At 61.5% G+C, this 5,307-nt stretch carries 4 protein-coding genes; 1 reads left to right on the forward strand and 3 read right to left on the reverse strand.

Annotation, left to right across the window (positions count from 1 at the left end; genetic code table 11):
• Window positions 1-175 precede the first annotated feature (175 nt).
• The 3 genes from ACUXUR_RS26595 to ACUXUR_RS26605 form a co-directional block, all read right to left on the reverse strand.
• Window positions 176-1,087 carry a hypothetical protein gene (locus ACUXUR_RS26595; RefSeq protein ID WP_445505356.1) on the reverse strand — a complete coding sequence of 304 codons (912 nt, stop codon included), beginning with the start codon at window positions 1,085-1,087 and terminating at the stop codon, window positions 176-178.
• 79 nt (window positions 1,088-1,166) lie between these two features.
• On the reverse strand, window positions 1,167-3,356 hold the full coding sequence (locus ACUXUR_RS26600) for a TRAP transporter permease (RefSeq protein ID WP_445505359.1): 2,190 nt from the start codon (window positions 3,354-3,356) through the stop codon (window positions 1,167-1,169).
• A 148-nt stretch (window positions 3,357-3,504) separates the two neighbouring features.
• On the reverse strand, window positions 3,505-4,482 hold the full coding sequence (locus ACUXUR_RS26605) for a TAXI family TRAP transporter solute-binding subunit (protein WP_445505357.1): 978 nt from the start codon (window positions 4,480-4,482) through the stop codon (window positions 3,505-3,507).
• Window positions 4,483-5,037: 555 nt separating this feature from the next.
• Here ACUXUR_RS26605 and ACUXUR_RS26610 point away from each other — a divergent pair.
• On the forward strand, window positions 5,038-5,307 hold a 270-nt coding region (locus tag ACUXUR_RS26610), incomplete at its 3' end, for an NAD(P)-binding domain-containing protein (protein WP_445505358.1).

Here is a 5,307-nt window from a genome sequence, read left to right on the forward strand (position 1 = left end):
ATCAGCCGCGGCGGCGAGTTCGGCCGATCCTCCCCCATGGAGCGGCGGCCCGAGCCGGCCGGCGCGAACTCTCGCCGCAGCGATTTCGACGACGACATCCCGTTCTAAGAGAGGCTCGAGCAGCCTCAATGAGATCCGGGCTTTAGACCCGGATCTCTATTGTGTCTTCTGCTTTTCAAAAGCCTGCAGGGTTCTTCTGTACGGCATGACGCGCTTGTTGAGCGCGCTCCATCTGACGGAGCTTGCGCGCACGCTCCTGAAGCTCGTCCCGCGTGGGCCACCACCATCCCCTGCTGTCGCGCAGCGCACGATCCTCGGGCTCACGCGCAGCCTTTGTGCGGTAAACCTCCTGCAGGATCGGCATGCGCCACCGGGCCCAGACATAGCGGCTCGGATCACTCTTTGCATGAGGATAGATGCTGCCGTCCAAGGCCTCATCGATCACGTGGTCTTCGATGTCCTCGAACACCACGACCCCCCATGAGAGTGTTGCGAGCGGCGTCTCCAGCGGAGGCAGATCGTCTCCTGGAACCGGATAGCGCCTGCGGCGGCGCTCTGCTTGAGCAGGACTTGCAGAATCCTGGCCCTGCCTCTTCTGTTCTTCCCGCCGTCGTCTCCTCTCTCCAGGTTCGTTGCGGCGCGCCGCCTCCGCAATCACGGGCCAGATCCGGCGTAGCTCTTCATAGGAACGGAAGGGCACATGCCAGATCTTTTCGTCAGGATCCCAGCGCGCCCACGGAATCGAGCGAAGCGCTTCGACCACGGTGTGCGAGTAAGGCGTGCGGACTCTCAAATCATCGCCAACCTCCAGATACGGACTCTCCAGCGGCTCGAAGAGATAGGCATCTCGTCCCTTTTCATCGGCGTGCCTGTCCAGAGTTTCGAGCTCCTGTGCCATCCAGGTGTTGACCCGCCGTACGGCCGTCGTTCCCGGTACGAACCAGCCCTGCCCCTCCCCGCGCCAGCGTGCGCGGGGAAACGCCTCGCGAAATCGGCGCACGAGATCGCGGTCATAGGGAAAGAGCGCGAAGGCGCCGGGACGCTCGCTGTCCGATGGGATGATCTGGAAAGCGGATACAAGCTCCATCGCGTGTCCTTGCCGGTTTCCATGAAGGAAGACCTGCAGGGACAACAGACGATGGACGGAATGGATCCTGCGCCGGCCATCAGGCCGGGGCAGACGCTGCCTGTGTCCGAACCTTGAGAAGCTGGGACACGACAACGGGACTGGCAATCGCAAGCCCGATCAAGGTCATCTGCAGATCGGGGGCAATAATCGGCAGAGACGCAATGCCGATGAGCCAGCGCTCCCATGCGCGCATCTCCGTCAAGGCATAGCCGGAGAAGGCTGCCGACAGGCACAGAATGCCGACGATGGCACCAGCGGTCACCAGGATGAAGCTTGCCCAGGTGAAACCCGGCGTCACCAGAAGCATGGCCGGGCCGTAGACGAAGACGAACGGCACGAGGGCCTTGCCGAGGCCAAGACGAAACGCCGTGTTGCCCGTCCTGAAGGGATCAGCGCCCGCCATGCTCGCACCTGCGTAGGCTGCCAGCGCCACAGGGGGCGTGATATCGGCCAGCACGCCGTAATAGAACACGAAGAAATGCGCCACGATCGGAACGACCCCGAGCATGCCCAGGGCAGGAGCAGCCACGGTCACCATGATGATGTAGTTCGCCGTCGTCGGCACGCCGCAACCCAACAGAATGCAGACAACGGCCGTCATCAGCAGGGTGAAGAACAAGGTCATGCTCTTCACATCCATGAGCCACACGGGGAGGATCTCGCCCATGGTCTGCGCCATCTGTGCAGCAAATGAGGTCACGATGAAGGAGATCTTGAAGCCCACGCCGGTGAGCGTCACGATGCCGACGATGATGCCGACGGTGGCGGCCGCGGCACCCACGCTGATGGCATATTTCGCGCCAACCACGAAGGCATCGATGAGGTCGATCACCTTCGCCTTGCCCTCGTCGCTCTTCACATAGGCAAAGACCATCAGGGCCAGCACTATGAGAAGAACCGGCAGCACGAAGACAAGCTGCGTGAGAAGGCCGGCGGCAATGGCAACCGCAACGGCAGCCAGGAAGCCAAGCGTCACGACAGGAATGCGGCTGACACCCACCACGATGCATGCCGTGATGCCCCAGAAAGCTGCGAGATAAGGCGTAAAGCCAGAGAACAGCACCATCAGCAGAACGGCCAGAGGCATGATCGTCTGCCAGCCTTCGCGGATCACCTTGGCAGCTTTCGGCAGTTCCTCAGGCGGCAAACCGCGCAGACCCGCACGCTTGGCTTCCAGATGCACCTGCATGAAGACGCCGAAGAAATGCATGCAGGCCGGAACGAGTGCTGCGAGAATGACCGTCTGATAGGAGACGTTCAGGAACTCGACCATAAGAAAGGCCGCAGCCCCCATGATGGGCGGCGTGATCTGTCCGCCGGTGGATGCCGCGGATTCGACCGCTGCCGCGAAATGGCGCTGATAACCGACACGAATCATGGCGGGGATCGTGAGGGAACCGACGGTCACCGTGTTGGCGATGGACGAGCCCGAGATCATGCCGAACAGGGCCGAACCGAAGATCGATACCTTCGCGGGGCCGCCTGCATAGCGTCCGGCGAGGCATGTAGCGAGATCGATGAAGAGCTTGCCCAGGCCAACGCGCGTCGCAAGCACGCCGAAAAGCACGTAGTGGAAGACGTAAGTCGCCACGACCCCCAGCGCGATGCCGTAGATCCCCTGGCTGGTGAGATAGAGATGGTTGACGATGTTCGACCATGAGGCGCCGGGATGCTGCAGGATACCCGGCATGGATGGACCGAAATAGGCGTAAAGCATCATTCCGATGGCAATGACTGGCAGCGGCCATCCGACCGAGCGGCGCGTGGCCTCGAGCAGGAGAACGATGAGGATCGTTCCCATGGCGACATCCGTCAGGGATGGATTACCGACGCGGAAGGCCAGCTCATTGAAGATCCACGGCACATAGAGGCTTGCGACCGCAACAGCGATGGCGAGAACCCAATCGATGAGAGAGATGCCGCCCGGACGCCACAGGCTCGACGGGATGACCCGGTCCTGATCGGCCTTGAAGGCTGAGAACACGAGGAAAATCAGGCCGAGCACGAAGGCCATGTGGATGCCGCGATGCGTTGCCTCGCGCAACAGGCCAAATCCCGCCGTGTAGTAGTGGAATGAGGAGAGCGCGATCAGCAGTCCCGCCACGAGCCAAGCCGTTCCCGGCAAGAGAGGACGGAAGCGCATCTCGGGATCGAACTTCTCTTCGAGACTGCGGCTCTCGATCAAGGCGGACGTGTCTGGTGTGGGCATGGCGGCTCTCACATGCATGCGGCTTTGCGTATTCATGCATTGCCGCTCTTCGGTGGTGCATTTGCCTGCATGTCAACGGAAACGAGCGGCGCAGGCAAGCGCATTAAACACAGCGCCTCCCGCGTCGTGCGCCGCGGGAGGCAGATGTCAATTATGACTGAGGGCCTCAGGCCTTGATGAGGCCAGCCTCCTTGTAGAAGCGCTCCGCTCCGGCATGAACCGGAATGCCGGCGCCCGCCAGTGCATTCTCTTTACGGATCATCTTGCCCTTGGCATGACCTGCGTCGAGGGCGGCACGGGTCTTGTCGCTCCAGAGGCCTTTCGTGACCTCATAGACGACGGCATCCGGCACCTTCGCCGAAGTGACCCACTGCGCTCCGACAGCAAGCGTCTTCACGGCACCGACATCCTTGTAGGTCCCAGCCGGAATCTCGTCGGCGGCAAAGAAGTTGTACTGTTTACGGATCGCGTCGGCCTCAGGTCCGGTCAGGGGCACGATGTCGATGCCGCCGCCGGTAGCTGCGAGCTCCGTGATTGCGCTGGTCGGATAGCCGCCGACGAAGAAGAAGGCGTCGAGACCGCCGTCGCGCATGCGTTCGGCAGCTTGGTTCGGCTTCAGGAAGTCCGCCTTCACGTCGCTTTCCTTAATACCCCAGCCGCCGAGAATGATGCGGGCGTCGACGAGCGTTCCGGAGCCCGGTTCGTCGAGCGAAACGCGCTTACCCTTCAGGTCCGACACGGACTTGATGTTGGCAGATTTGGCTGCCACGAGATGGATGCTCTCAGGGTAGAGATTGGCGACGAGGCGCAGGTCCTCCATCTTGCCCTTGCCCTCGAAAAGACCCGTGCCCGTGTAGGCCCAGTACGCCACGTCGGCCTGACTGAAGCCCGACTCAAGAGCACCTGATACAATGGAATTGACGTTCGCTACGGAGCCATTGGAGGCTTGAGCCGTCAGAACGAGCTGAGGCGGGTTCGAAACCGCATTGGCGATCAAGCCGCCGATGGGATAATAGGTTCCTGCGGTACCGCCAGTCCCGATGCGGAAAAAGGCCGGCGCCTGCGCAAAGGCATTACGGCCCAGAGCGGCGGCAGCTCCAACGCCAAGGCCGAGCTTGGCCAAATCGCGACGGGTCAGTTTCATGGACATCTTGTTTCCCTCATGAAGGCAAAACCGTTGCAATACGGTTCGCTGCCACTCTAGCGAATATCCTAACTCCGTCTATGCGCGGGAAGCGGCAAGGTTTTGGATAAGTCGCGGGGCCGAGGGAGATGTCCGTTTGCCTCAGGCGTCCCAAGCCAGGCCCTAGGGCTGCTCCTGAACAGCAAAAGGCCTCTAGTGGGCCTCAAGACATATCTCGGCAATCCCATGGGTGGGCGCCCGGATCCGCGCGATCTGCACCACCGTCATAGGGCCTGCTGGAGCCTTCTACTGGCAGAGGCGCGTCGGGGAGTATGGACGCTGCCGATGCTCCCTTTTTTCAAGCGGCGCATCGTCGGATGCGGGAAACCCTGTCCACTTTTCGCTGACGCGGCCCTTCGGGTCACTGACGCGGACCTTCGGTTCTGCACGATGCGCTAGAGCAGCGAACCTACCCCGAAGTATCATCTCCGGCCGACATTTTGAGGGATTTGGCTATTGAGCTGCTGATCTAGGTACCGGTTCAGGACGCATCCGAAACTTCGGTCGGGGACCAAGATGCCAGCCGATCACGTAGCCTTTGAACCGTATACCATGGGAGCAGCGCAGCTGCTGGAGCGCTTCAAAGCCCGGCAGGCCACCCTCGGCATCATCGGCTTGGGCTATGTGGGCCTGCCGCTCGCCCTCACGGCCACCAGGGTAGGCTTCAACGTCCTGGGCTTCGATATCAACGGCTCCTACGTGGAGCGGCTGAACCGGGGTGAGAGCTACATCAAGCACATTCCCTCAAAGCTGATCGCCGCGGCGGTGGAAGAGAAACGGCTTGCC

Source organism: Microvirga medicaginis, from assembly GCF_052658925.1.